The sequence below is a fragment of the Streptomyces sp. NBC_01341 genome (assembly GCF_035946055.1).
Classification (GTDB): domain Bacteria; phylum Actinomycetota; class Actinomycetes; order Streptomycetales; family Streptomycetaceae; genus Streptomyces.
The window spans coordinates 6,425,799-6,450,662 of the sequence record NZ_CP108364.1 but is presented as its reverse complement, the minus strand read 5'-3'; the positions used below and the strand labels follow the sequence as shown (position 1 = coordinate 6,450,662).

Here is a 24,864-nt window from a genome sequence, read left to right as displayed (position 1 = left end):
CCGTCCGTCGTGGACCTCTGCGGCCACGGGCCTGCGTATCCGTCTGTCCTGCACCCAAACTAGCCGCAGGGCAGCGCGGCGCAGCGAAGCGGGTGGCGGACAGAGGGCCAGGGCGCGCTTCCCATCACCCGCCGACGAAGTCTGAAACCACCGCCGCAGGAGGGAGATTCGTCGCGCACGGCGGCAACGCCGCCGCTCCGATGGCGAGCCTCGACGCATCCACACGACGATCAGCGTCCGCCCCTTGCCCGACTGCGGTGCACGGGTATTGCCGGTAGCGTGAGCGTCTGCCGCATGGAATGCCCATGTGTCCGGACGCCCGTGCAGGGCTTCCGGTGGCGAGCGATGGGACCGTGATGAGCGAACCGACGAAGCCCCGAGTCGAGGTTCCGGCGGGTGACGCGCCCTCCGAACTGACGATCCGGGACCTCGTGGTCGGGGACGGGCCCGAGGCGCAGCCGGGCAGGGTCGTCCTGGTTCACTACGTGGGCGTCACGTTCGCGTCCGGACGGGAGTTCGACTCCTCCTGGGAGCGGGGCCGTCCGTTCAAGTTCGCCGTGGGTGGCGGCAAAGCCATCAAGGGCTGGGACCGGGGAGTGAGGGGAATGAAGGTCGGCGGCCGACGCGAGATCATCGTCCCCCCGCGACTCGGTTACGGCAGCCAGTCACCCTCTTCTTCGATCCCGGCGAACTCGACGCTGATCTTCGTCGTGGACCTGCTCACAGTCGTGGGCGGGCCCGCCGGAGCGAGGCCCGGCTCGGCCTGACCTCGGAAAGGCAGTTGCCGTCTTCAGCCACCGGCCTGGAGCCACGCTCTGCCCGGTCGGCTCGGCCGGACCCACTGACCGAGGAACCTCAAGCCGACTGCGGCCTGGTCGACTGCCGTCGGACGCACCGGGCCACGCACGGGGCAGCGGATCAGGGACGTAGCCGACGCTGGGCGTGAACGTGCCGAACGAACTGCAGGCGCGCGGAACTCTGACTCCGGTGCGGCAAGCTCTTCCGGCAATTCGTCGGCGAGGAACGGCAGGTCCGTGCGCCTGATCTGACGCGACTACGCTGTGGAGAATCACACGTGGAGGAAGGTCGCATATGGCTCGCCCTTACAACCCCGGACCGAAACAGTTCGTCTTCGCTGTCGGTGATGGCAACGACCAGAAGGTGTCCGTAGGCGACCCTCAGGAAGCGTACGTGGCATTCTCCGCGTTCTTCCGGAATCGAGATTCCGAAAGCTACACCATCGAGGATGAACCGGCGGGCCAAAGCTTGGTGCTCATGCCCGGTCGAGGTGTGATCGCCCGGATCGAGGTGGCGGGCCAACGCCGGTCCGAATACCTCGAAGTGGACAGGCCCAACCGATACCTCCCGAGCGCCATGCTGTTCTTCGAGAACGGATATGCCGGCCTCGACTACTTCGGCCAGTGGTTCTCGGACCTCGCCGACCTCGACGCGTCACCGGAGACTCGCGGCGCTGCCCGAGCCGCCACGATCACGACCGAAGCCGCAGCAATCGAAGAGGTCGCCCGGATCTGGGTGAATTCAGGCATCGTAGATCCGAGCAATCAGTACTACGTCTTCTTCGACTCGCACGGCGTCGACGATGACCGGGCTGAACGAGCCGAACTGCTCGGGCTGATCGAATGCCTCGGTCTCGAACGAGTCGACGCCCCGGCTGAGGCCGCGGATGGCGAAGTCTGGGTGCGCACCGACAAGCGTCTCGACGTCGAATGTGAACGGTGGTCATGAACTGATGGTTCGGGGTGGAGCGTGTTCCGTAGCGGAACTCGGCGGAGTGCGGTTCGACGCCTGACTCGACCATCTCGTCGGATGAGGAAGACGGAGACCATGAGAGACATCGTTTTCACGCGCAGGAGCGGCTGGATCCCGAACGTGATCCGGGAGGACGGTGAGCTGAAACTGATGCTCGGTGCCGGGGCCGACGCCAACCACGCACCTCGCACATTCATGTTCTCGATCGAGGAAGCCCATCTTGCGGTGATCCGGGAGGACCTGGCCAGACACCTGCTGCTGTGGAGTGCGGTTCTTCCGCTGTGCGACGCCGCCGGAACCCGGGGCCGACTCGACGAGGGCGCTGCCGTCGCACTCCTGGACCCGATCCTCCTTTCCTCGCGTGCTGACGTCGACGCTCTCTTCCGACGCGTTCCGTGGGACAGGGGTCGGCTCATCGCCCATGGAGCAGACATCGATCTGCTCGAGCGCGGTCAGGTCTGCGCGGCGATGGGCACGGCGACAGAGACGTCCAACGGGAAACGGGCTCAGGAGTACCACGCGAACCGCCGTCGCGCCGAGCGCGGAACGGAACTCGGCCCACTCGACACCGCGATACTGAGGTTCACGGGCCAGTACCTGCACGGCGCGACGGTTCCGAGGCGGCTGCCTGATGCCGTCGACCCCGCGGTGCTGCCCGAGGTCATACGTGTGATCGCCACCGCGGAGCAGGCATGCGCCGGGATGCGGATCGGCCGCGATCCGCGTCGGGGAAAGCGTGCAACGGACAAGCGTGACTGGGACCGGATGGCGACGACGGTCGACGCGGCCGTGCGCCGTGCACACCCTGAGCTCGTCGATGAGGCGGTGCACACCGTGAGCTTCCTGATGTGCTCGGAGGCAGCGGGCCGCTCCAGGAACACACCCCTGGAGGACGACGAGGAGGCTGCTGGCGACCGCGCCGACTTCGGCGAGAGTGCGAGGAAGACGATCCTGTCGTTCACCGACGACAAGGGCGTCGAGAAGAGGTGGGTCCAGGACGATCCCCGCACCGCGACCGCGGAGTTCTGGGAGTTCGTCGGCGATCGCTCTGCCGCGGACAACGAGGTGTTCACCATCGAGGACGACGAAATGGGTGAGGGAATCCAGCTCCACTTCTACGCGGACTCCGTCGCCCGGGTCACGACGGTGCGCGAGGGTGAAGGCGGGTCGGATCCGGAGTACCGGGTCGAGTACAGCCTGGTCGACGGGATCAGCGGGTACCGGAAGCTGGTGAGTGCCTTCGTCCGCGGGGGCTGCGCCTCGCTCGAACAGCACGGCACTTGGATATCGGACAACGCTGAGTTCGAGCGCGCGCGCCGACGACGCGACGCCACGTAGCCGGCCGATGCTTGCCCTCACCGGCGCTGCCCGCCGCTGGGAACCCAAACTGATGCGGCTCCGGCTGTCCACCACCGCCGCCCGACTCGTAACACCGCACCCGCGGCCGGCTCCGCCTGCCGGCCCGCTACCCCTGAGCCGACTTGGCGACTGACGTCGGCCGGCTGATCACCGGGAGCGGACACATCTGCTGGCAGCATTGCCTCGATCCTGAAGGGGAATCGCGAAAGACACCGCGACGTCGACGAGTCGGGCTGCTTCGACGACCTGGAGCCCGCCTACGAGCAGGCGGAGCAGGCGTGGGCCGACTTCCTGCCCGAGATCGAAGAATCCCCTCTCGCCGGCCACCTCGTCGAGGCCGAACAGACGGCGGCGGACAAGGACGAGTGCATCACGGTGAAGAAGCGGATCCTCGACGGCCGGATCCTGACCGCCGGTGTGATCCAGCAGGACACCGATCTTCCGGTGATGGTCGTCGTGGCACTGGAGGAGCCCTGCATCGCGTGCCCCACCCCCGACGTCGGGCGCCCCGGGTCCCCACCAGGAACCGGGGGACGCCCTGGCGGGGGGCTCGGCGCGCCGGCATCCGCTGGACGGTGTCGCGGTGATCGCCGCGAGGGAGCACCTGGCAACGGCGAAGACCCCACGGTGGTTTGGCGGAGAGTTCCCCAACGCGGGCCGCGCCAGCCGCTGGGCACCTCGCGGGTGAGGGCCCGGACTCCGGGCCGGTCATGACCAACCTGCGTCGACCAGCACGTACGGGACAAATCCGAGTAGCAATGCCGGTGACTTAATGATCTTGGCTGATAGGGTGCCTGTTCAGCAGGGGCCTTGAGAGGGAGCTTTCTTCGCCGTCCGCTGTCGGGGTCACCAGTACAACCTTTCATCAGGTTGGATATGGCTCACTTTCCCCGCTTGAGGCTTACCAGAAATGAAGACAAGGGGTATAACGTGAGAATTCGTAACCGATGGGTGGTTTTACTTTTTCTCGCAGGTCTTTCTCCCATTTATTTGACCGGATGCGGAACTTTTTCAAGCGAGCCAACGATAACTGTCGGAATGTCGGAGGACATTCTGGCCACAGATCCGGCCTCAGGTTACGACCCGGGCTCCTGGCTTTTGTTCAACAATGTCTTCCAGACGCTTCTCAGTTTCCCCTACGGTGGCATGGAGCCGCAACCAGAGGCCGCCGAGGAGTGCTCCTTCAGGGACAAGCGCGCTCAGGTATACGAATGCACCCTCAGGGACAACCTCGAGTTCAGCAATGGCGACTCGCTCACTGTCGAGGATGTCAAGTTCTCTTTTGATCGAATACTCAAGATCAATGACGAGGCCGGCCCCGCAGTCATGTTCCAGACGCTTGACTCGGTCGAAGCGTTGGACGAGAAAACCGTCGCCTTCCACCTCAAATCCCCTGACGCCACTTTCCCCAGCAAGATTGCTTCCGCCGCCGGATCCATTGTCGACCGCCACCAGTATGAGATCAACGGCCTCCGCAAAGACGGTGACGCTGTCGGCTCAGGCCCCTACGTGCTGGACTCCTTCGGAAAAGGCGAAGCTAAGTTCTCGGTGAACGAGAACTACAAGGGCAGCTACAAGGCAAAGAACTCCGGTGTCACGCTGAAGTTTTTTCATTCCGACCAGAATGGGCTGAAGGAAGCCGTGGTCGAAGGAAAGGTCGACATCGCCTACCGTGGCCTGACCGCGCGCGACATCGACCGTATCGGTCAGGAGGACGACAGCAAGGGCATTGAGGTCATAGAGGGCAGTAGCGCCGAGGTGCAGCACCTGGTCTTCAACATGGACGACCCCGTAGTCGGGAAAATCGGTGTACGCAAGGCCATCGCTCGCCTGCTCGACCGGGACGCCCTCATCCAACAGGTCTACCAGGACACCGCGATCCCGCTGTACTCGATCATCCCCGCAGGCGTCACCGGTCACCATACGGCCTTCTTCGACACCTACGGCGCCCACCCGTCCAAGAGCGCAGCCGCCGCAGCGCTGAGCACCGAAGGCTTTACGAGTAAGGTCAAGCTGACTCTCTGGTCGACTCCGTCCCGTTACGGTCCGGCAACTGACCAGGAATTGAGGGTGATTGCCGCCCAGCTCAATGCCAGCGGGCTGTTCAGGGTGGACGTGCAGTCCGTCCCCTTTGACCGCTACCAGAAGGATGTCGCTGCGGGGAAGTACGGCGTCTACGTCAAGGGGTGGGTACCGGACTACCCGGATCCCGACAACTTCACCGCGCCCTTTTTCGGTGAGGGCAACGTGTTGGGCAACAATTACTCGAACCGGACCATCAACGAGGCCCTGATCCCGAGCACTGCCGGTGAGATCGACCGCAGCACCACCGACGAAGCATTCGAGCGCCTCCAGGACATTGTCGCTGATCAAGTACCGATCCTGCCCGTGTGGCAGGGCAAGCAGTACGGAGTTGTTCGCGACGGCGTTCATGGCCTCGGCTACTGCCTGGATGTCTCAACCGTGTTCAGGTTCTGGGAGCTCTACAAGAACTGAGCCGAGGCCGTACGGTCCACGAGCTGACCGGGGCCGTCCGCTACCGACGTGACCGTCGACCGAACCGCCCGGGTTCGGTCGAAACCTCGGAACGCCGAGCCGACGGCCCTGCAATGTCATCCCCGTTATCGAACACGCGTCAAACGCTGCCACGACACTCTTCCCAAGAGCAACGAGCAGAAGCATCCAGCCAGTCACGGTGTGGGCGCGCGGCCTGGCTCAACCCTCGCAGAGCCGGGTCTGTGAGCAGCCGGGGAGATACGCCGCTGAGTTCCTCAGTCCTATGGCGCTCCGGTACGGGCGTGCCGGGGGCCGAGCTGCGTAACGTGGTCCCCAGTACCCGAAGCGACGCACATCCCCCAGTGCCCCAACAGGCTGCCGGTCCCAGCTCGCCATCTCAACAGGTCAGGTCAGCGCGGCGCTGGTCGTGCGCGACCAGCAGGCGCTGAGCCTGCCGTCAGGCGCCACACAGCCATGTGGCGATCGCGCGCCCTCACTTGGTGTGGTTGACATCCCTTCTACAGTCCCAGCCGAAGCATCCGACTAGCCGAAGAAGCTCAACCGCACCTGACGGTTGTAATTAGAGATGTTGGTATCCACCAGGCACACGGACTGCCACGTCCCGAGCTCCAGTTGTCCGCCGATCACCGGCAGGGTCGCATGCGGTGGCACCAGGGCGGGGAGCACGTGGTCGCGGCCGTGTCCCGGGCTGCCGTGGCGGTGGCGCCAGCGGTCGTCGGCCGGGAGCAGGTCCTGCAGAGCGGCGAGGAGGTCGTCGTCGCTGCCGGCGCCCGTCTCCAGAATCGCGATCCCGGCAGTGGCGTGGGGCACGAAGATGTTGAGCAGGCCGTCCCGGCCGGGAGCCGAGCGGGCGAGGAACTGGGCACAGTCCTCCGTCAGGTCCGTGACCGTTTCGGACCGTCCCGTGGTGACGCTGAGCACGTGTGTGGCAAAGGTGTCGGACATGGCCTCATTCTCCCGGGCGGGGCCGAAGTGTGCGAAGTCTGCCCGCGTCGAACGGATCAGGGGCGGGCACGACGGCGGAAGCTCCGGGAAGACACGGGCCTCGCCCGCAGTTGGTAGAAGCGTGAACGATATCGGGATCCGCGAACTGGATGTGGTCGTCATCGGCGCCGGTCAGGCGGGGCTGTCCGCCGCGTATCACCTGCGCCGCAGCGGACTCGAGCCCGGCCGGGACTTCGCGGTGCTCGACCATGCCCCGCGCCCCGGCGGTGCGTGGCAGTTCCGCTGGCCCTCGCTCACCTACGGCAAGGTGCACGGCATGCACTCACTGCCGGGCCTGGAGCTCACCGGCGCCGACGGGAGCCGGCCTTCGTCCGAGGTCATCGGCGAGTACTTCGACGTGTACGAGCGGCGGTTCGGCCTGCGGGTGCACCGGCCCGTCGAGGTGAGCGCCGTACGCGAGGGTGACGGCGGACATCTGCGGGTCGAGACCTCCGAAGGCACGTACTCCACGCGCGCACTGGTCAATGCCACCGGCACGTGGGACCGTCCGTTCTGGCCGCGCTATCCGGGCCAGGACTCCTTCCTCGGCCGGCAGCTGCACACCGCGAACTATCCGGGGCCCGCCGAGTTCGCCGGCCTGCGGGTCGCGGTGGTCGGCGGCGGCGCGTCGGGTACGCAGCATCTGATGGAGATCGCCGAGGTGGCCGAGGAAACGTTCTGGGTGACCCGTCGGCCCCCGGTGTTCCGGGAAGGACCCTTCGGCGAGGATGTGGGCCGGGCCGCCGTGGCCATGGTGGACGAGCGCGTACGCCGGGGACTTCCGCCGCAGAGCGTGGTCAGCGTGACGGGTCTGCCGCTCAACGATGCCGTACGGCTCGCTCGCGAGCGGGGGATCCTGGACCGCCTCCCGATGTTCGAGCGGATCACCCCGGATGGGCTCGCCTGGTCCGACGGCCGGTCCGCGCAGGCCGACGTGATCCTCTGGGCGACCGGCTTCCGCGCCGCCGTCGGCCATCTGGCGCCACTGAAGCTCCGCGAGCCCGGCGGCGGCATCCGCGTCGAGGAGACGCGGGCCGTACGGGATCCACGCGTCCATCTCGTCGGCTACGGCCCGTCCGCCAGCACCATCGGCGCCAATCGGGCCGGGCGGGCGGCAGCCCGCTCGGTCACCCGGCTGCTGGTCGGCGTTCCGGCCCTGGGCTGACCACCCGGTCCACTGGTCGAGACGCATCACGTGACCGGTGCGGTGCGCGCGTCGGGCGTACGCCGGAAGAGCTCGCGGGGGCGTACGAAGTACGGGGCGGCAGGAGGTCACCGTGCCATCGCTCGTGCGGGCGGCGCTCGTCCAGGCGTCGGCGGCGGCGTGGACGACGGCGTGATCCTGGGCGCGGCGCCGTCTCGAGGGGCGGTAGCCGGGAAGGCCGACGCCGTGCAGTGCTGTCTTGGGCTGCGGTCATGCCGTGCGGCGCAGCCCCCGTAGCTTCCGCTCGATTCTCAGACAGCGGCCGCGGGGGCGGTCGCGCTGCTGTCGCGGCGGATCAGGGCGGCATAGCGGCCGTCCTTGGCGAGCAGCTCCTCGTGCGTGCCCCGCTCCGCCGCGCGGCCTTCGTCCAGCACCACGATCTGGTCCGCGTCCCGGACGGTGGACAGCCGGTGCGCGATGGTGAGCGTGGTGCGGCCCTCGGACAGGGCGTCGATGGCCTGTTGCACGGCGTGTTCGGTTCGGGTGTCGAGGGCGCTGGTCGCCTCGTCGAGAATCAGCACGGGCGGGTTTCGGAGAATCGTCCGGGCGATCGCCAGCCGCTGCTTCTCGCCGCCCGAGAACCGGTAGCCGCGCTCGCCCACGAGGGTGTCGTAGCCGTCGGGCAGACCGGCGATGTGCTCGTGGATCTGCGCGGCTCGGGCAGCGGCCTCGATCTCCTCGTCGGTGGCCTCCGGCTTGGCGAAGCGGAGGTTCTCGGCGACCGACGCGTGGAAGAGGTAGGTCTCCTGGGAGACCACTCCCACGGCGCGGGCGAGCGTGTCGAAGTCGAGGTCACGCACGTCGACGCCGTCGATCGTGACGCGGCCGCCCGTGACGTCGTACAGGCGCGGCACCAGGTAGCTCAGGGTGGACTTGCCCGATCCGGTGGGACCGACGACGGCCAGGCTGTTCCCGGCCGGTACCGTCACGTCGATACCGCTCAGGGTGGGGCCGCTCTTCTCGTCGTAGCTGAAGGTGACGTCCTCGAAGGCGACCTCGCCACGGATGTGCTCCAGGCGGACCGGCGTGTCGGGTTCGGTGATGTCCACCTTCAGATCGAGGTACTCGAAGATGCGGGCGAACAGGGCCAGCGATGTCTGCATCTGCACCCCGGTGGAGAGCAGGCTCACGGCCGGGCGGAACAGCCCCTGCTGGAGCGAGACGAAGGCGACGAGCGTCCCGATGGAGACACCGGTGGCACCCGACTGGAGGGTGAGCCCCGCCGCCCAGTAGATGACGGCGGGCATGGCCGCCATCACGATTCCGATCGTCGACATCCGCCAGCGTCCGGCCATGTTGGAGCGCACTTCGAGGTCGACCAGGCGTTCCGACTCCTCGGTGAAGGCCCTCGTGAGAGAGTCCGAGCGGCCCATCGTGCGACCGAGCAGGATGCCGCTGACCGAGAGCGACTCGGTGACCGTGGCAGCCATGGCGGCCATCTGCCGCTGGCGGTGGGTGGTGATCTTCTTGCGCTCCCGGCCCACGCGACGGCTGATCCAGACGAAGACCGGCAGGAGCAGCAGCGAGACGACGGTGAGCCGCCAGTCCAGCGCGAGCATGGCGACCACGGTGGCGATGACCGCGGTGAGGTTGGAGACGAGGGAGGTCGCGGTGGAGGTGACCGTCGCCTGCATCCCGCCGATGTCGTTGGCGATGCGCGACTGCACCTCACCCGTGCGGGTCCGGGTGAAGAAGGCGAGCGGCATCCGCTGCAGTTGTGTGTAGACGGCGGTGCGCAGGTCGTGCATGACGCGCTGGCCGACGGTCGTGGAGATGAGGGTCTGCAGGACGCCGAAGACACTGTTCATCACCGCGGTGAGGACCATGCCGAGGGCGAGCAGCGTCAGCAGGCCCGTGCGTCCCTGGGGGATCGCGGTGTCCAGGATCTCGCGGAGGAGGAAGGGCGAGGCGACCGACACCAGAGAGGATGCGCCGACCAGGAGTGCGACCACGGCGAGTCTGCCGCGGTAGGGGCGGAACAGCCGGAAGATGCGGCGCAGCTCGGCGGGCGGCTGCCCGGCCTCGGCGTCGGCGGGTGTCCAGCTGGGTTCGTCGGGTTTCATGGGCTCCTTCGAGAGCGTGCGTGGGGACGCGGGTCGGGCTCGGACCTACGGGGCGGGGGTGTGCCCCGGAGGCCGCCGCAGGAGCCGATTCGAGAGCATAGCTCATTGTTACCTCTATACACAATGAGCTATGTCCTGATATTGTTCCCCCATGGAATCCCCCGACTCCGACGGCATGCTGGCCGAACAACTGCTGCGCCTCACGCGCCGCCTCCAGCGCATCCAGAGCCGCCAGCTGGAGCCGATCGGCATCACACCGGCCCAGTTCCGTCTGCTGCGAACGACCGCTCACTACGACGGGCCACCCCGCATGGCCGATCTGGCCCAGAGGCTGGACGTCGTCCCCAGGGCCGTGACCACCCTTGTGGACGGCCTGGAGGCGAGCGGCCGGGTGCGGCGTGCGCCGGACCCGACCAACCGCAGGGTGGTCCGCATCGAGATCACGGAGGAGGGCCGGGCCGTGCTCCGCTCGATGCGCGCCGCGCGCAAGGCGGCCGCGGAGGAGATCCTGGCTCCGTTGACCGCCGATCAGCGCGAGGTGCTCGGCGGACTGCTGACCGCTCTGGTCGACGGAATGCCGGAGCACCGACGCTGCTGAGACTCGCGGTGCGACACCCGCACCCGCGCCGTCGAGGGGACTCGCCATGCCGCTCCTGGAGCCGAAGCCGGAAGCCCTCCGCCCCGGTGCGGAGCGAGCTCCGTCGCCCGATCGGGTGCCTGACTGGAAGGCGTCCGGGACACCGGCGGACCTCCGGGCCGGGCTGACCGCGCTGCTCGGTCCGGAGAAGGTGCTGTGGAAGGTCTCCGACCTCGTGCGGTACGCCTCCGACGCGAGCCCGTACCGCTTCCTGCCCCAGGTCGTGCTCGTCCCCGAGGACCTCGACGACGTCTCGGCGATTCTCTCCTACGCCCACGGGCATGGCCGCAGTGTCGTCTTCCGGGCCGCCGGCACCAGCCTCAACGGCCAGGCGCAGGGGGAGGACATCCTCGTCGACGTGCGCCGCCACTGGACGGGGGTCGAGGTCCTGGACGGCGGTTCCCGCGCAAGGATCCGGCCCGGGACGACCGTCGTGCGGGCCAATGCCGCACTCGCCCGCCACGGCCGGATCCTGGGCCCGGACCCGGCCAGTGCCATCGCCTGCACCGTGGGCGGCGTCGTGGCGAACAACGCCTCGGGGATGACCGCCGGGACCACCAGGAATTCTTACCGCACGGTCTCCTCCCTGACCTTCGTCCTGCCGAGCGGGACGGTGGTCGACACCGGTGAGGCGGACGCGGACGAGCTGCTGCGTCACGCCGAGCCGCGCCTGTGCACCGACCTCCTGGCGCTGAAGGCGGAGATCGAGGCCGACGAGCGGCTCACGGCACGGATCCGCGCCAAGTACGAGATCAAGAACACCAACGGCTATCGCCTCGACGCGTTCCTCGACGGATCGACACCCGTGGAGATCCTGCGTGGTCTCATGGTCGGCTCCGAAGGCACCTTCGGCTTCATCTCCGAGGTCGTCTTCGACACCCTTCCGCTCGACCGCCATGTGGCGTCCGCGCTGCTGTTCTTCCCCTCCCTCGTGTCGGCGGCGGCCGCCGTACCGATGTTCAACGAGGCCGGTGCGATCGCCGTGGAGCTGATGGACGGCAACACGCTGCGTGCCTCGGTCAGGGTTTCGGGTGTGCCCTCCGACTGGGCGGCGCTCCCGGAGGGCACGACGGCCCTTCTGGTGGAGTTCCGCGCCCCGGACGAGAGCGCCCTGACGGCCTACGAGCGAGTGGCCGCCTCGGTCGTCGCGGATCTCGGCCTCGTGGCCCCGGCGGTCTCCGTCACCAACCGCTTCACCCGGGACCCGGGCACCGTCTCCGGTTACTGGAAGGCACGCAAGGCGTTCGTGACCGCGGTAGGAGGCTCGCGCCCGGCGGGCACGACCCTCGTCACGGAGGACTTCGCCGTGCCGCCCTCCCGGTTGTCGGAGGCCTGCGAGGCATTGCTCGCCCTCCAGGCCGTCCGCGGTTTCGACGCCGCCGTGGCAGGCCATGCGGCCCATGGGAATCTGCACTTCCTGCTCGCCTTCGACGCGGCGAAGCCCGACGACGTCGACAGGTACGCCGCGTTCATGGACGAGTTCTGCACACTCGTCGTCGACCGTTTCGACGGGTCGCTCAAGGCGGAACACGCGACCGGCCGCAACATCGCGCCGTTCCTGGAGAGGGAGTGGGGCCCTGTCGCCACGGAACTCATGTGGCGGACGAAGCGGGCGATCGACCCGGGCGGGGTGCTGGCACCGCGCGTCGTTCTCGACCGCGATCCTAGGGCCCATCTGCGCGGGCTCAAGACGATCCCCGGGGTGGAGCCCGTCGCCGACCCGTGCATCGAATGCGGGTTCTGCGAACCCACCTGCCCCAGCGAGGGCCTCACCACGACGCCCCGCCAACGCATCGTGCTGCGCCGGGAGATGCTGCGCCAGCCGGACGGCTCCCCCGTCGAGGCGGAGCTGTTGGACGCCTACGGCTACGACGCGGTGGACACCTGCGCGGGGGACTCCACCTGCAAACTCGCGTGCCCGGTCGGTATCGACACCGGGGCGATGATGAAGGATTTCCGCCATCGCCGGCACAGCCCGCGGGAGGAGCGTGCGGCGGTCCTGACGGCACGGCACTTCAAGGTCGTCGAGTCGTCGGCCCGGCTGGCGGTCGGTGTGGCGGGCGCCGTGTCCCGCAGGGCCGGTGACGGGCTCCTCGGGTCCGTCACGAGAATGGCCCGCAGAGTCGTACGCCCCGATCTGGTGCCGGAGTGGCTGCCCGCGATGCCTGGCGCCGCTTCCCGCACGCTGCCGCCCACCTCCCGGGCGGGCGCCCGTGCCGTCTACTACCCGGCCTGTGTGAACCGCGTCTTCGCCGGTCCCGAGGACGCGGGGGCCCTGTCGCTCGCGGAGGCCGTGGTCTCCCTCTCCGCCCGGGCGGCGAAGCCCGTCTGGATCCCTGAGGACGTCAGGGGGACCTGCTGCGCGACGATCTGGCACTCCAAGGGGTACGACGCGGCCAACGCCGTCATGGCCAACCGCATTGTGGAGGCGGCCTGGGCATGGACCGCCGGGGGCACGCTGCCGCTGGTGGTCGACGCCTCGTCCTGCACCCTCGGGCTCGCGCACGAGGTGGTGCCGTACCTCACCGAGGACAACCGGGCCCTGCACCGGGAACTGACCGTGGTCGACTCCCTCGTCTGGGCGGCCGACGAACTGCTTCCCTCACTGACGGTGTTCCGCCGGACGGGTTCCGCCGTCCTGCACCCGACCTGCTCGATGGGACATCTCGGCGATACGGCCCACCTGCACGCGGTGGCCGAGGCGTGCGCCGAGGAGGTCGTCGTCCCGGACGACGCGGGCTGCTGTGCCTTCGCCGGTGACCGGGGCCTGCTGCACAAGGAGCTCACCGACTCCGCGACAGTCAAGGAGGCCGCCGAGGTCGGGACCAGGGAGTACGACGCGTATCTGTCGGCGAACCGGATGTGCGAGATCGGGATGGACCGGGCGACCGGGCGGCACTACCACTCCGCGCTCATCGAACTGGAGAAGGCGACCCGGCCTGCCATCTGACCGCTCCGGCGCCCGCTTCCCGGAAACAAATCGGTTGCCCCGGGCAGGGTCACGACGCGAAGCTTGCACGGTTTGGTCCCCCGCTGGTCCACGTGGTCCGCACGTGGCCTCCGCCATCCGATTCCTGGGACGACATGCAGATTCGCGATCTTCCGTACTCCGATCCCGGCGATCCTGATGTCCGGTCCGGCCCCCGTTTCCTGTTGTGGCTAGGAAGGAGTCAGATCACCGGTCAGCTCAAGTCCCTGTCCTGGGGGCTGCTCCACCACTGCGCGATCGCGGGCCTCCCGCTCGCCGTCGGATTCGCGGTCCAGGCCGTCATCGACCGTTCCGGCCGCGACCTGGCGCTGGCCGGTGGTCTCCTGCTCGTCCTCGGCGTCCTCATCGCCGTGGGCGACACCATGCTCCACCGGACCGCGGTCACCAACTGGATCACGGCCGCCGCACGCGTGCAGCAACTGCTGGCCCGCAAGACCGCCGAACTGGGTTCGGCCCTGACCCGGCGGGTGGCCGCGGGCGAGGTGGTCGCCGTGTCCACCGGCGACGTCGAGAAGATCGGCTGGTTCGTCGAGGCGCTGTCCCGGTTCGCCGCCGCGGCCACGGCCCTGGTGCTCATCTGCGTCGGGCTGGTCCTCTACCTGCCGACGCTCGGCGTGCTGGTCGCGATCGCCACACCCGTCCTCGCCCTGGCCGTCCTGCCGCTGCTCCCCCGGGCCACTCGCAGGGCGGATCTCCAGCGCGAGAAGGCCGGCCGGGCCACCGAGCTGGCCTCCGACACGGTCGCCGGGCTCCGGGTGCTGCGCGGCATCGGCGGTGAGGACCTGTTCCTCGGCCGCTACCGGCGGGCTTCCCAGGAGGTCCGCGAAGCTGCTGTGCGCAGCGCCCGCATGTGGGCCGTCATCTCCGCGGTCCAGGTGTTCCTCCCGGGAGTGCTGCTGATCTCGCTCGTCTGGTACGGGGCGACGCTGGCGAGGGACGGCCGCATCGACATCGGCCAGCTGGTCACCGTCTACAGCGCGGCGACCCTGATGCTGTTTCCGCTGCGCAACGTGGAGGAGATCGCGATGGCGTACTCCTTCTCGCGTCCTTCCGCGCAGCGGGCGGTGCGGGTGCTCTCGCTGCACCGCACCACCCGTGCCTCCACGCTCGATGCCGCACCCCGGGGCGACCTGTACGACCCGGTGACCGGACTCATGGCCCCGCAGGGCCTGTTCACGGCCGTGGTCTGCGGCGATCCCGACGAGGCGGGCAGGCTCGCCGAACGGTTGGGCGGTCACGCCGGTCAGGACGACGCGGCCGCGTCTCCCTCCGTGCTGCTCGGCGGTGTGCCACTGGACGATCTGCCGCTCGCGACGGCGCGGGCCTCGGTGCTGGTGCAGGACAAGGACCCGGTGCTCCTCTCGGGAACGCTGCGCGAGTTGCTGGACGTGCCGTCATCGGGTGCCGTCCCGCCGGGCGACGCGCTGGCCGCCGCCCAGTGCGGCGACGTGCTGGACGCGCTGGCCCAGGCGTCGGCCGACACGGCAGGCGACCCCATGGGCACCCGTATCACCGAGCGTGGAAGGTCACTGTCGGGCGGTCAGAGGCAACGGCTCGCGCTGGCGCGTTCGCTGGTCACCGATCCGGAGGCGCTCGTACTGGACGAGCCGACCTCGGCCGTCGACTCGCACACGGAGGCCAGGGTCGCGGCCGGCATCGAACGGCTGCGCCGGGGTCGCACCACGGTGGCCTTCGCGTCGTCCCCGCTGCTGCTGGACCTGGCGGACCGCGTCGTGCTGGTGCACGAGGGCACCGTCGTGGCAGCCGGCACACACCGCGAACTGCTGCGGGACGAACCGCGCTACCGGGCGGTCGTCACCCGCGAGACCGAGGACGAGGCCGCGGCACCGGACCCGCGGGACGGTCTCACCGTCGTCGACGGCCTCCGGCAGGTTCGGACGGCCGATGAGATCGAGGAGAGAGCATGATCGGCGTGGCTCCACCGGCGTACGACCCGGCCGCCCCCGAGGCGGCGACGACCCTGCCCGTGGGAACGCCGGCGACGGTGCGGGCCTACGTGCGCGCGCTGCTCAGGCGCCACCGCAGGCCGTTCGCGGTACTGATCGCGGTCAACGCGGTCGCGGTGATCGCGTCGATCACCGGGCCCTACCTGCTGGGCGGGCTGGTCGAGGATCTGTCCGAGGGGGTGACGGACCTGCATCTGGAGCGCACCGCGGCGGTGTTCGCCGTGGCGCTGGTCGTGCAGACCGTGTTCACCCGGACCATGAGGCTGCGCGGTGCCATGCTCGGCGAGGAGATGCTGGCCGATCTGCGCGAGGACTTCCTCGTACGGTCGGTCGGGCTGCCGCCCGGTGTCCTGGAGCGGGCCGGTACCGGGGATCTGCTGTCGAGGATCACGACGGACATCGACCGGCTGGCCAACGCGATGCGTGAGGCCGTGCCGCAGCTGGCGATCGGCGTGGTCTGGGCCGGTCTGCTGCTCGGCGCGCTCGCGGTCACGGCCCCGCCTCTCGCGCTCGCTGTGCTGATCGCGCTGCCGGTGCTCGTCGTCGGCTGCCGCTGGTACTTCCGCCGTGCGCCGTCGGCGTACCGCTCGGAGGCCGCCGGATACGCGGCGGTCGCGGCGGTGCTCGCCGAGACCGTGGACGCCGGGCGGACCGTGGAGTCCCACCGGCTGGGCGCCCGCAGGATCGCGCTGTCGGACCGGCGGGTGGCGGAGTGGACCGCCTGGGAGCGCTACACGCTGTTCCTGCGCTCGGTGCTCTTCCCGGTCATCAACACCACCTACGTCACGATCCTCGGCGCGGTGCTGCTGCTGGGCGGCTGGTTCGTGATGGAGGACTGGATCACCGTCGGGCAGCTGACGACGGGTGCGCTGCTGGCGCAGATGATGGTGGACCCGCTCGGCCTCATCCTCCGCTGGTACGACGAACTCCAGGTCGCTCAGGTGTCGTTGGCCCGGCTGGTCGGCGTCCGCGAGATCGAGCCGGACGCCGGTGACGACCTGGTCGGGCCGGACGGCCGTGAGGTCAGGGCCGACGGGGTGCGGTTCGGGTACCGCGCCGGTGTGGACGTCCTGCACCAGGTGTCCCTGGAGGTCGCCCCGGGCACCCGGCTGGCGCTGGTCGGGCCCTCCGGTGCGGGCAAATCCACTCTGGGCCGGCTGCTGGCCGGTATCTACGCCCCCCGGACGGGTGAGGTCACGCTCGGCGGCGCAGAGTTGTCCCGCATGACGGCGGAACGGGTGCGGTCCCACGTCGCCCTGGTCAACCAGGAGCACCACGTGTTCGTGGGGTCGCTCCGGGACAACCTCCTGCTGGCCCGTACGGGCGCCGAGGACGCGGAACTGTGGGCGTCGCTCGCCGCGGTGGACGCGGAGGGCTGGGCACGCGCCCTGGACAAGGGGCTGGACGCGGAGGTCGGCTCCGGCGGCCTCGTCCTCACCCCGGCGCAGGCGCAGCAGATCGCGCTGGCGCGGCTCGTGCTGGCGGATCCGCACACCCTCGTGCTGGACGAGGCGACGTCCTTGCTCGATCCCAGGGCGGCCCGCCACCTGGAGCGTTCGCTGGCCAAGGTGCTCGACGGCCGCACGGTCGTGGCGATCGCGCACCGGCTGCACACCGCGCACGACGCCGACGTGATCGCGGTGGTCGAGGACGGCCGGATCACTGAGCTGGGCAGTCATGACGCGCTCGTGGCGGCGGACGGCGCGTACGCGGCGCTGTGGCGCTCCTGGCACGGCTGAGCCGGCGCGGTCCGGGGTCGGTGGTACCGGTGGGGGCGCCCCCACCGGTACGTCCGAGCCGCACGGGAGGCGAACTCGGACCCGTCCGGTGAGGATGGGGGTGACTGGCCCCGGATACGGGGCAGGCGAGCGATGACCGCGTAAACCCGAGAAGGGACGCACACCGTGGCACGACCCAGGATTCTCGTTGTCGGCGCCGGCTTTGCCGGGGTCGAGTGCGTGCGCAGGCTGGAACGCACCCTCGCCCCGGGCGAGGCGGAGATCGCGCTCGTCACCCCGTTCTCGTACCAGCTCTACCTGCCGCTGCTCCCCCAGGTCGCCTCCGGGGTGCTGACCCCGCAGTCGGTGGCCGTGTCCCTGCGCCGCAGCAGGCGGCACCGCACCCGGATCGTGCCCGGAGGGGCCATCGGAGTGGACACGAAGGCCAAGGTCTGCGTGGTCCGCAAGATCACCGACGAGATCGTGAACGAGCCGTACGACTACATCGTCCTCGCCGCCGGAAGTGTCACCCGGACCTTCGACATCCCGGGGCTCGCCGAGAACGCCCGGGGTATGAAGACCCTGGCGGAGGCCGCCTACATCCGTGACCACGTCATCTCCCAGCTGGATCTGGCCGACGCCAGCCACGACGAGGAGGAGCGGGCGTCCAGGCTCCAGTTCGTGGTGGTCGGCGGCGGTTACGCCGGTACGGAGACGGCCGCGTGTCTGCAGCTGCTCACCACCAACGCCGTCAAGCACTACCCCAGGCTGGACCCGAAGCTGATCAAGTGGCACCTGATCGACATCGCACCCAAACTCATGCCGGAACTCGGTGACAAGCTCGGGACCAGTGCCCTGGAGATCCTGCGCAAGCGCGGCATCGAGGTCTCGCTCGGTGTGTCCATCGCCGAAGCGGGCCCGGACAAGGTGACGTTCACGGACGGCCGGGTGCTGCCCTGCCGCACGCTGATCTGGACCGCCGGGGTCGCGGCCAGTCCCCTGATCGCCACTCTCGGCGCCGAGACGGTGCGCGGCAGGCTCGCGGTGACGCCGGAGATGACCCTGCCGGGCGCCGACGGGGTGTTCGCGCTCGGTGACTCGGCCGCGGTACCCGACCTGGCGAAGGGTGGCGACGCGATCTGCCCGCCCACCGCGCAGCACGCCATGCGCCAGGGCCGGAAACTCGCGGACAACATCATCGCGTCACTGCGGGGCGGCGCGCTCCAGCCGTACGTGCACAAGGACCTCGGTCTGGTCGTGGACCTGGGCGGCCGGGACGCGGTCTCGAAGCCGCTGGGCATCGAGCTGAAGGGCCTGCCCGCCCAGGCGGCGGCCCGCGGGTACCACTGGGCGGCGCTCCGGACCAACGTCGCCAAGACCCGTGTCATGACGAACTGGCTGCTGAACGCGATCGCGGGCGACGACTTCGTGCGTACCGGCTTCCAGGCCCGCAAGCAGGCCACCCTGCGCGACTTCGAGTACACCGACGCCTACCTCTCGCCGGAGGAACTGCGCGCCCACGTGGCCGGGGTGGGCACCCGGAGCTGATGGCCGCCGTACCCCGGCCCCCGCCCGGATCCGGCAGCCGGGGCGGGGGCCGTTGTGCTGCCCGGTGACAGTCTTCAGGCCCGGTGCGATAGCACCGTCTCGACCGTGTCCGCCTCGTCGGCGTGCTTGTCCTCGCGGTAGCGCAGGACACGGGCGAACCGCAGGGTGACGCCGGCCGGATAGCGGGTGGAGCGCTGGAGCCCGTCGTAGGCGATCTCCACGACGAGCTCCGGGCGTACGGTCACGACATGTCCGTCGTCACCGGTGGCGAGCTCCTGGAGACGTGCGGTCTGCCAGCCGAGCATGGTGTCGGTGAGGCCCTTGAAGGTCTTGCCGAGCATCGCGAAGGTGCCGTCCTCGCGGCGCGCCCCCAGGTGCAGGTTGGAGAGCTTCCCGGTGCGCCTGCCGTGCCCCCATTCGGCGGCCAGGACGACCAGGTCCAGTGTGTGCACGGGTTTCACCTTCAGCCAGGACGCGCCGCGCCTGCCCGCACTGTAGGGCGCGCCCGTGCCCTTGACCACCACTCCCTCGTGGCCGCGGGCCAGGGTGTCCTCGGAGAACGCCACCGCCGCGGCTCGCCTGCTCTCGTCCTCGGTGTCCTCCACGACGACGCGCCGTACCCGCATCGGTTCCGGCACGAGGGCGGCCAGTTCCCTGTGACGGTCGGCGAAGGGCAGGTCCAGCAGGTCGCGGCCGTCGGCGGACAGCACGTCGAAGAAGACGGGGACCACGGGGACGCTCTCGGCGGCGTCGGCGACGTCGCGACGGGAGCCGACACGCCCGGCGGTCTCCTGGAAGGGCCGGGGCCTGCCGTCGGCGCCGAGTGCGATCACCTCCCCGTCGAGGATGAACCGGCCGGCGGGGAATCCGGTCACCGCCGTCGCGAGCTCGGGCAGCCGGTCCGTGATGTCGTCGAGCGTGCGGGTGTACACCCGCACGCGCGCACCGTCCCTGTGCACCTGCACGCGGATCCCGTCCAGCTTCTCCTCCACCGCGCAGGGGCCCAGCTTGTCGACGGCTTCGAGGACCGAGCGCGCGGTGTGCGCGAGCATCGGCTGGACCGGGCGGCCGACGGTGAGCCGGAAGGACGCGAGGGCGCCGGGGCCCTCCGAGAGCAGCGCCCGGGCGACGTCCCCCAGCGACCCGGCGAGCATCACGGCGCGCCTGACGTCGGCGGCCGGCGCCCCGGCGGCGTCGGCGAGGGCCTCGGCAGCCACGGCGTCCAGTGCTCCCTGGCGCACCTCACCGGTGAGCAGGGCCCGCAGGAAGCGCTGTTCCTCCGCGGTGGCCGCGCCGAACAGCGAGGTCAGACGTTCCTTGCGGGCCGTCTGCGAGCCGGGGCCTTTCAGGGAGCCGATCGCGGTCAGCTCCGCGTCTGTCCCGGTCACGGTCAGCGTGGGGGTACCGGCCGGCGGCACATCACCGCGCAGCGTGCTCCAGCCGATCCCGAGCCGCCCCTGCGGGAGGCGGCCGGCGAGGTACGGGATGACGACCGGGACGTCGTCGGGACCCGTCTCCCGGAACAGGGCGGCGAGGAGGGCGGTCTTCCGGGTCCGGGCCGACGTCGCGGCGACCTCCAGGGACACGTGGGCGAGCCGGGCGAGCAGCATGCGGCCATGGTGCTACGCCGCCGCTCCCGCCGCCCCTGGAACGGCTCCGCGAACCGCCCTCGGGACGCCCTTCCGGAGGGACCTCGCCCGGGCAGGAGCGCCGTCCGTCAGATGACGTTGAGGGCGGCTGCCGCGCCCACTCCCCCGAGGATCATGAACGCCGGCATCAGCACCTTGATCTCCACCCAGCTGCCGGCGCGGAAGCGCATGAACTTGGGCGGTCCCAGCGCGTACCAGCGCTTACGGCCGAGCGGGATGGGCCACAGGATCGGGCAGCCCGAGACGGTGAGTGCGTCACCGATGTCATGGACGAGGGCGCCGAGCACGATCGGGAGTCCCAGCCAGAGGTACTCCTGGCCGGGGGCGTCGAAGAGCCAGGTCGAGCCGTTGCCGTGCTTGTCGAGAACTCCGGCCAGGATCCAGGCGCTGGTCGCCCCGAGCAGCCACACGAGGACGTCGCTGGAGACCCTGGCCGCCCGCCAGAGGAGCCCTTCGACAGCGAGGACGAGGTGGATGAAGAGGATCGCCAGGACGGCCCACCGGCCGCCGAAGACCGCGGCGGCCGAGGCGGTGGCGCCGGTCAGTACCGCCCACAGCCAGGTGTGGGTGAGCGTGCGGTGGCCACCGGTCCTGCGCGGGTCGCCGGGTCCCTTTGTCGCTTTGTAGACGGCGTACGAGAGCTTGTCGACGATCTCGCAGACCGCCTTGGAGACGGGACCGAAGGCGCGCGAGATCGTGGCCGACTTGTGGTCGAGGTCCGGGGCGAGTGCGGCGCCGGCGGTGATCAGAGCCCCGACGACGAGCACGGGCCAGGGCATCGCGTGACCCGCGGCTGCGGCCGCGGCCCCCACCCCCAGCCAGGCCGCCGCCCCCGACAGAGAGTGTGCCGGTCCCATCATGGCTTTTCCCGCCCCCATCGTGGTTCGGCCGTGTGTCACGGCCGGGCCGCCATTGTCTGTGCGAGGCGGCCGAGTTGAGTGGGCAGCGTATCGTCCGTGATCTTCACGCGGTCCTCCGGTTCCCTCATCCGGGCCGGAGGCAGGCAAGATGGGGACGTGACCCTTATCGATCAGCTCCCCCCGACCGCCGACCCGGACGCCCTCTTCGAGTCCTTCTCGTCATGGACCGAATCGCAGGGCATCACCCTCTACCCGGCTCAGGAGGAGGCGCTGATCGAGGTGGTCTCGGGGGCGAACGTGATCCTCTCCACCCCTACCGGCTCCGGGAAGAGCCTGGTCGCCGCAGGCGCGCACTTCACCGCGCTGGCCCAGGACAAGGTCACGTTCTACACCGCGCCGATCAAGGCTCTGGTCTCGGAGAAGTTCTTCGACCTGTGCAAGCTCTTCGGTACGGAGAACGTCGGCATGCTGACGGGCGACGCCTCGGTCAACGCCGACGCCCCGGTGATCTGCTGCACGGCCGAGGTCCTCGCCTCGATCGCGCTGCGTGACGGCAAGTACGCCGACATCGGCCAGGTCGTGATGGACGAGTTCCACTTCTACGCCGAGCCGGACCGGGGCTGGGCCTGGCAGATCCCGCTGCTGGAGCTGCCGCAGGCACAGTTCGTGCTGATGTCGGCGACCCTCGGCGACGTCTCGATGTTCGAGGAGGACCTGACCCGCCGCACCGGGCGCCCGACGTCGGTGGTGCGTTCCGCGACGCGGCCGGTGCCGCTGAGCTACGAGTACCGGCTGACGCCGATCACCGAGACGCTCACCGAGCTGCTCGACACCAGGCAGTCGCCCGTCTACATCGTGCACTTCACGCAGGCCGCGGCGGTCGAGCGCGCCCAGTCGCTGATGAGCATCAACATGTGCACCAAGGAGGAGAAGGAGAAGATCGCCGACCTGATCGGCAACTTCCGCTTCACCACCAAGTTCGGCCAGAACCTCTCGCGATACGTGCGCCACGGGATCGGGGTGCACCACGCCGGCATGCTCCCCAAATACCGCCGCCTCGTCGAGAAGCTGGCGCAGGCGGGCCTTCTGAAGGTGATCTGCGGGACGGACACGCTCGGCGTCGGCGTCAACGTCCCCATCCGTACGGTGCTGTTCACGGCGCTCACCAAGTACGACGGCACCCGGGTCCGTACGCTGCGCGCGCGGGAGTTCCACCAGATCGCGGGCCGCGCCGGGCGGGCCGGGTTCGACACGGCGGGCTTCGTCGTCGCGCAGGCTCCCGAGCACGTCATCGAGAACGAGAAGGCCGTCAAGAAGGCGGGCGACGACCCCAAGAAGAAGCGCAAGGTGGTCCGCAAGAAGGCCCCCGAGGGCTTCGTCGCCTGGTCGGAGACCACCTTCGACAAGCTGATCACCTCCGATCCGGAGCCACTGACCTCGCGCTTCCGGGTCACACACACGATGCTCCTGTCGGTCATCGCCCGGCCGGGCAACGCCTTCACGGCGATGCGCCATCTGCTGGAGGACAACCACGAGCCGCGCCGCGCCCAGCTGCGGCACATCCGCAGGGCCATCGCGATCTACCGCTCGCTGCTCGACGGCGGTGTGGTGGAGCGGCTCGACACACCCGACGCCGAGGGCCGGATCGTACGGCTCACCGTCGACCTGCAGCAGGACTTCGCGCTCAACCAGCCCCTGTCGACGTTCGCGCTGGCCTCGTTCGACCTGCTGGACGCCGAATCCCCCTCGTACGCCCTGGACATGGTCTCCGTGGTCGAGTCGACGCTCGACGACCCGCGGCAGATCCTGGCCGCCCAGCAGAACAAGGCGCGGGGCGAGGCCGTCGGGCAGATGAAGGCGGACGGCGTCGAGTACGAGGAGCGCATGGAGCGGCTCCAGGAGGTCACGTACCCCAAGCCGCTGAGCGAGCTGCTGTGGCACGCCTACGACGTGTACCGCACGAGCCACCCGTGGGTCGGCGACCACCCGGTGTCGCCGAAGTCGGTGATCCGGGACATGTACGAACGGGCCATGACCTTCACGGAGTTCACCTCGAACTACGAACTGGCCCGCACCGAGGGCATCGTGCTGCGCTACCTGGCGAGCGCCTACAAGGCACTCGAGCACACCATCCCCGACGACCTGAAGTCCGAGGATCTGGAGGACCTGATCGCCTGGCTGGGCGAGATGGTGCGCCAGGTGGACTCCAGTCTCCTGGACGAGTGGGAACAGCTGGCCAACCCCGAGGTGGAGACCGCGGAGCAGGCGCAGGAGCGTGCCGACGAGGTCAAGCCGGTCACGGCCAACGCCCGCGCCTTCAGGGTCCTGGTGCGCAACGCGATGTTCCGCCGGGTGGAGCTGGCGGCCCTGGACAGGGTCCGGGACCTGGGCGAGCTGGATGCCGACGCGGGCTGGGACGAGGACGCGTGGGGCGAGGCGATGGACGCCTACTGGGACGCGCACGAGGAGCTGGGCACCGGCCCAGACGCACGCGGCCCGAAGCTGCTGAAGATCGACGAGGATCCCGGTCACGGGCTGTGGCGGGTGTGGCAGGCGTTCGCCGACCCGGCCGGGGACCACGACTGGGGTATCAGTGCGGAGGTCGATCTCGCGGCCTCCGACGAGGAGGGCCGGGCAGTCGTCCGGGTCACGGCCGTGGGCCAGCTGTGACGGCGCACCGGCCAGGAGAGTGGAGAAGAACCGCATGACGAACCCCGCCGACAGCCTGGTCGAACTGCTCGACCTGGAGCGGATCGAGGTCAACATCTTCCGCGGCCGCAGCCCGGAGGAGTCCCTGCAACGGGTCTTCGGCGGTCAGGTCGCCGGCCAGGCCCTGGTCGCGGCCGGCCGGACCACGGACGGGGACCGTCCGGTGCACTCCCTGCACGCGTACTTCCTGCGTCCGGGCCGTCCCGGCGTGCCGATCGTGTACGACGTGGAGAGGGTGCGGGACGGCCGGTCCTTCACCACGCGCCGGGTCACGGCCGTGCAGGAGGGGCGGACGATCTTCAACCTGACCGCGTCCTTCCACCGTCCGGAGGAGGCGGGCTTCGAGCACCAGCTGCCGCCCGCCCGCACCGTGCCGGACCCCGAGGAGCTGCCGACGGTCGCGGACGAGGTGCGCGAGCACCTGGGCGGGCTGCCGGAGGCCCTGGAACGGATGGCGCGGCGCCAGCCCTTCGACATCCGCTACGTTGACCGGCTGCGCTGGACGCAGGAGGAGATCAAGGGCGCGGACCCGCGCAGCGCGGTGTGGATGCGCGCGGTCGGCCCGCTGGGCGACGATCCGCTCGTGCACACCTGCGCGCTGACGTACGCGAGCGACATGACGCTGCTGGACGCGGTACGGATCCCGGTGGAGCCGTTGTGGGGACCGCGCGGCTTCGACATGGCGTCGCTGGACCACGCCATGTGGTTCCACCGGCCGTTCCGGGCCGACGAGTGGTTCCTGTACGACCAGGAGTCGCCGATCGCCACCGGTGGCCGGGGGCTGGCCAGGGGCCGGATCTACGACCGCCAGGGTCAGTTGCTGGTGTCCGTGGTGCAGGAGGGGCTCTTCCGCCGCCTCGGCACCGCGTAGGGGCGACAACGCGGCGAGG

At 69.6% G+C, this 24,864-nt stretch carries 16 protein-coding genes; 12 read left to right on the top strand and 4 right to left on the bottom strand.

Annotated features, from left to right (window positions below; all coding sequences use genetic code 11):
* Positions 1–356: 356 nt before the first annotated feature.
* The 4 genes from OG206_RS28465 to OG206_RS28450 all read left to right on the top strand — a co-directional run bounded on the left by OG206_RS28465 (position 357) and on the right by OG206_RS28450 (position 5,625).
* Entirely contained in the window at positions 357–767 is a 411-nt protein-coding gene (locus OG206_RS28465; RefSeq protein ID WP_327121067.1) for an FKBP-type peptidyl-prolyl cis-trans isomerase, read from the top strand.
* 325 nt (positions 768–1,092) lie between these two features.
* The gene (locus OG206_RS28460; protein WP_327121065.1) at positions 1,093–1,746 is read left to right on the top strand and encodes a DUF6357 family protein; all 654 of its coding nucleotides are present in this window, start codon (positions 1,093–1,095) and stop codon (positions 1,744–1,746) included.
* 99 nt (positions 1,747–1,845) lie between these two features.
* Entirely contained in the window at positions 1,846–3,108 is a 1,263-nt protein-coding gene (locus OG206_RS28455; protein ID WP_327121063.1) for a DUF6357 family protein, read from the top strand.
* Positions 3,109–4,059: 951 nt separating this feature from the next.
* Complete coding sequence (locus OG206_RS28450; protein WP_327121061.1) at positions 4,060–5,625, top strand: ABC transporter substrate-binding protein; 1,566 nt, start codon at positions 4,060–4,062, stop codon at positions 5,623–5,625.
* Positions 5,626–6,168: 543 nt separating this feature from the next.
* Here the strand turns inward: OG206_RS28450 and OG206_RS28445 are convergent.
* Entirely contained in the window at positions 6,169–6,591 is a 423-nt protein-coding gene (locus tag OG206_RS28445; protein WP_327121059.1) for a secondary thiamine-phosphate synthase enzyme YjbQ, read from the bottom strand.
* Between the two features lie 136 nt (positions 6,592–6,727).
* Here OG206_RS28445 and OG206_RS28440 point away from each other — a divergent pair, with 136 nt between their 5' ends.
* Positions 6,728–7,795, top strand: a complete 1,068-nt coding sequence (locus tag OG206_RS28440) for an FAD-dependent oxidoreductase (RefSeq protein WP_327122424.1) — start codon at positions 6,728–6,730, stop codon at positions 7,793–7,795.
* Positions 7,796–8,085: 290 nt separating this feature from the next.
* Here the strand turns inward: OG206_RS28440 and OG206_RS28435 are convergent, their stop codons facing one another.
* Entirely contained in the window at positions 8,086–9,897 is a 1,812-nt protein-coding gene (locus tag OG206_RS28435) for an ABC transporter ATP-binding protein (protein ID WP_327121057.1), read from the bottom strand.
* 151 nt (positions 9,898–10,048) lie between these two features.
* On the opposite strand from OG206_RS28435, the gene OG206_RS28430 reads away from it, so the two are divergent.
* The 5 genes from OG206_RS28430 (at position 10,049) to OG206_RS28410 (ending at position 18,756) form a co-directional block, all read left to right on the top strand.
* Entirely contained in the window at positions 10,049–10,495 is a 447-nt protein-coding gene (locus OG206_RS28430) for a MarR family winged helix-turn-helix transcriptional regulator (RefSeq protein WP_327121054.1), read from the top strand.
* Between the two features lie 46 nt (positions 10,496–10,541).
* Positions 10,542–13,484: an FAD-binding and (Fe-S)-binding domain-containing protein gene (locus OG206_RS28425; protein WP_327121052.1), complete on the top strand. Its 2,943-nt coding sequence runs from the start codon at positions 10,542–10,544 to the stop codon at positions 13,482–13,484.
* A 134-nt stretch (positions 13,485–13,618) separates the two neighbouring features.
* The gene (locus OG206_RS28420; protein ID WP_327121051.1) at positions 13,619–15,451 is read left to right on the top strand and encodes an ABC transporter ATP-binding protein; all 1,833 of its coding nucleotides are present in this window, start codon (positions 13,619–13,621) and stop codon (positions 15,449–15,451) included.
* Complete coding sequence (locus tag OG206_RS28415) at positions 15,448–17,229, top strand: ABC transporter ATP-binding protein (protein ID WP_327121049.1); 1,782 nt, start codon at positions 15,448–15,450, stop codon at positions 17,227–17,229. The genes OG206_RS28420 and OG206_RS28415 overlap by 4 nt, the downstream gene beginning before the upstream one ends.
* Positions 17,230–17,394: 165 nt before the next feature.
* Positions 17,395–18,756 (top strand): NAD(P)/FAD-dependent oxidoreductase, encoded by a 1,362-nt coding sequence (locus OG206_RS28410; protein ID WP_327121047.1) that lies wholly within the window; start codon positions 17,395–17,397, stop codon positions 18,754–18,756.
* A 74-nt stretch (positions 18,757–18,830) separates the two neighbouring features.
* Here the strand turns inward: OG206_RS28410 and OG206_RS28405 are convergent, their stop codons facing one another.
* Positions 18,831–20,366, bottom strand: a complete 1,536-nt coding sequence (locus OG206_RS28405; RefSeq protein WP_327121045.1) for an ATP-dependent DNA ligase — start codon at positions 20,364–20,366, stop codon at positions 18,831–18,833.
* A 107-nt stretch (positions 20,367–20,473) separates the two neighbouring features.
* Positions 20,474–21,265: a metal-dependent hydrolase gene (locus OG206_RS28400; RefSeq protein WP_327121043.1), complete on the bottom strand. Its 792-nt coding sequence runs from the start codon at positions 21,263–21,265 to the stop codon at positions 20,474–20,476.
* Positions 21,266–21,421: 156 nt separating this feature from the next.
* Here OG206_RS28400 and OG206_RS28395 point away from each other — a divergent pair, with 156 nt between their 5' ends.
* On the top strand, positions 21,422–23,935 hold the full coding sequence (locus tag OG206_RS28395) for a DEAD/DEAH box helicase (RefSeq protein ID WP_327121041.1): 2,514 nt from the start codon (positions 21,422–21,424) through the stop codon (positions 23,933–23,935).
* A gap of 34 nt (positions 23,936–23,969) precedes the next feature.
* Positions 23,970–24,845, top strand: a complete 876-nt coding sequence (locus tag OG206_RS28390; protein ID WP_327121039.1) for an acyl-CoA thioesterase — start codon at positions 23,970–23,972, stop codon at positions 24,843–24,845.
* Positions 24,846–24,864: the final 19 nt, after the last annotated feature.

Bases quoted from the DNA above. Each gene is read 5' to 3' on its own strand.
- OG206_RS28400 (WP_327121043.1), bottom strand. From the start codon at position 21,265: ATGATGGGACCGGCACACTCTCTGTCGGGGGCGGCGGCCTGGCTGGGG.
- OG206_RS28420 (WP_327121051.1), top strand. From the start codon at position 13,619: ATGCAGATTCGCGATCTTCCGTACTCCGATCCCGGCGATCCTGATGTC.
- OG206_RS28465 (WP_327121067.1), top strand. From the start codon at position 357: ATGAGCGAACCGACGAAGCCCCGAGTCGAGGTTCCGGCGGGTGACGCG.
- OG206_RS28435 (WP_327121057.1), bottom strand. From the start codon at position 9,897: ATGAAACCCGACGAACCCAGCTGGACACCCGCCGACGCCGAGGCCGGG.
- OG206_RS28390 (WP_327121039.1), top strand. From the start codon at position 23,970: ATGACGAACCCCGCCGACAGCCTGGTCGAACTGCTCGACCTGGAGCGG.
- OG206_RS28455 (WP_327121063.1), top strand. From the start codon at position 1,846: ATGAGAGACATCGTTTTCACGCGCAGGAGCGGCTGGATCCCGAACGTG.
- OG206_RS28445 (WP_327121059.1), bottom strand. From the start codon at position 6,591: ATGTCCGACACCTTTGCCACACACGTGCTCAGCGTCACCACGGGACGG.
- OG206_RS28425 (WP_327121052.1), top strand. From the start codon at position 10,542: ATGCCGCTCCTGGAGCCGAAGCCGGAAGCCCTCCGCCCCGGTGCGGAG.
- OG206_RS28405 (WP_327121045.1), bottom strand. From the start codon at position 20,366: ATGCTGCTCGCCCGGCTCGCCCACGTGTCCCTGGAGGTCGCCGCGACG.
- OG206_RS28460 (WP_327121065.1), top strand. From the start codon at position 1,093: ATGGCTCGCCCTTACAACCCCGGACCGAAACAGTTCGTCTTCGCTGTC.
- OG206_RS28430 (WP_327121054.1), top strand. From the start codon at position 10,049: ATGGAATCCCCCGACTCCGACGGCATGCTGGCCGAACAACTGCTGCGC.
- OG206_RS28415 (WP_327121049.1), top strand. From the start codon at position 15,448: ATGATCGGCGTGGCTCCACCGGCGTACGACCCGGCCGCCCCCGAGGCG.